We start from the raw sequence: 1,891 nt of genomic DNA on the forward strand, positions 1-1,891 counted from the left end.
CGCACAATCCCAATCATTGTCCCCTGTCTTCTTGAGAATTTGTCCTGCGGAACAGGTAATGCCGTCGGGAAGGATTTCACCGTCGAACTGCAGAGCTGTTGCAACTTGAAGACCGGTGACGTCGAGTTGCGGGAGGGTTGAAGTTGAGGTGGTGGTTGCAGTGAAGTATGCGGACACTGTTTCTCCGACAACGGAGAGTTTGGCATATGGGGAGGTGGTGCCGATGCCGATTCTACCCGTACTATCAATTACCATTCTGACTCCTAAACCGGAATCATCGTCGCTGTTTAAATCAAGAAACTGCAGAGTTCCACTTCCTGTGTAGGAATCTTCCGCAGTTGATATGATTTGCCACAAACGTCCTCCTGTCCCAGTTGAATATAATTGTATTCCCGACCCCACAGAATTAGAACTCTCAAATGTCGAAGTAATCCAATTGTCAGAACCTGATACTTCTAAAGTAGTTGAGGGTAAGGTTGTTCCAATCCCCACTCGTCCACTTGAGTAATCGACAACAAAAGTAGAACCATCAACAGTGAGACCTCCGGCCAGTGTCGACGTCGCCGCCGTTCCCGTCGCATGAAAATACGGAGCAGCAATTTGTCTCCAGACTTCAAGGCCTCCGGAGAAAGTGGAAGTGCCTGTCGCATCGACAACGAGATTGTGCGTTGCGGTTGAGGTTGCTTTGAGTGCCGCTTGTCCAAAAATGTTTGTCGTCACTTCCCACGCTTTGCCGAAGAGTTGTGAAAGTGAGAGGTAGTCCTGACCGGCGACAGCAGAAATAACGGAACCGTTGCCGTCAGTTTTGAGAATTGAAGAAATGATGGAGGTGATGGCGAAGGAGGAAGTGGTGGCGTTAGTAGTTGTGGATTTTCCTCCCGTGAAATTTCCATTTTGGTTGATAGTGAAGACCGAACTTGAAGCAACTTTCAAGTCAAGGAGATTTCCATTAAAGCTCGAGGGCGCATCAAGACCAAGAAGCGTCGTTGAAGTATCACCTCCAGCAATAGAAAGTTTTGCATATGGAGAAGTAGTACCAATGCCAACATTTCCGGTACCTAGAAATAGAGCAAGTCCCCCTGTTCCGGCATTTGAAACTGTTAACACGTCTCCCGAAGCTGAAGCATTAGAAGAAGTAATGAACGCTAGTCTACCGGTACTTGCTCCACTGTAAGAAAGATTTAAGAGCTTACCAGTAAATGAAGCACCGCTTGAAGTAACGTTAATACCTGTACCGGATGTTAATGAGTTGCCTTGTAGTAACATAATGGTTCCACTTGTATTTCCACCCGTATAACTGTATGTACTTGTAATAGAAAGGCCTGAGGTTGAATCAGATAAAGTGGTGTATTTTATTGTGCCACCGACATGTAAAAGAGAAGTTGGATTTGCCACCCCAATCCCCACATTCCCACTTGAGTGATCAACCACCAAAGAAGAGTTGTTAACAGTGAGTCCTCCCTCAAACGTACTTGTCGCCGCCGTTCCCGTCGCATGAAAATACGGAGCAGCAATTTGTCTCCAGACTTCAAGGCCTCCGGAGAAAGTGGATGTACCGGTGCCATCAATAACCAGGTTGTGGATGGCAGTGGAGGTGGCTTTAAGAGAAGCCTGGGAGAAAATGTTAGTGGTGATTTCAAAGGCTTGGCCGAAGGAAGATTTTGCATTAAAGGTCAGCCAGTCTGCTGCGGAAAGACAACCGAAAGTTGTGCCGTTTGCAGTGTCACAGTCCACGTCATTGACAGCCCTTGTAAGGCCGTCTCCAAATGTCAAAGGTACCTGGTAATCCGAATCGGCGATTGCTTCCAGGACAGAACCATTTCCATCTACCTTTAAAAGTTCAGAGGAAAGCGAAGTGATGGCAAAGGCCGTTGTCGTTGCACGTGTGCCT

The 1,891-nt window shown here is 47.2% G+C and carries 1 protein-coding gene; it reads right to left on the reverse strand.

The window, feature by feature from the left end; all coding sequences use genetic code 11:
• The coding region (locus Q8O71_01075) for a hypothetical protein (protein MDP2704974.1) at nt 1-1,891 on the reverse strand (1,891 nt) is incomplete at both ends.

This window comes from bacterium (genome assembly GCA_030690305.1).
Classification (GTDB): Bacteria; Patescibacteriota; Minisyncoccia; order Phycocordibacterales; family JAGLPS01; genus JBBUCK01.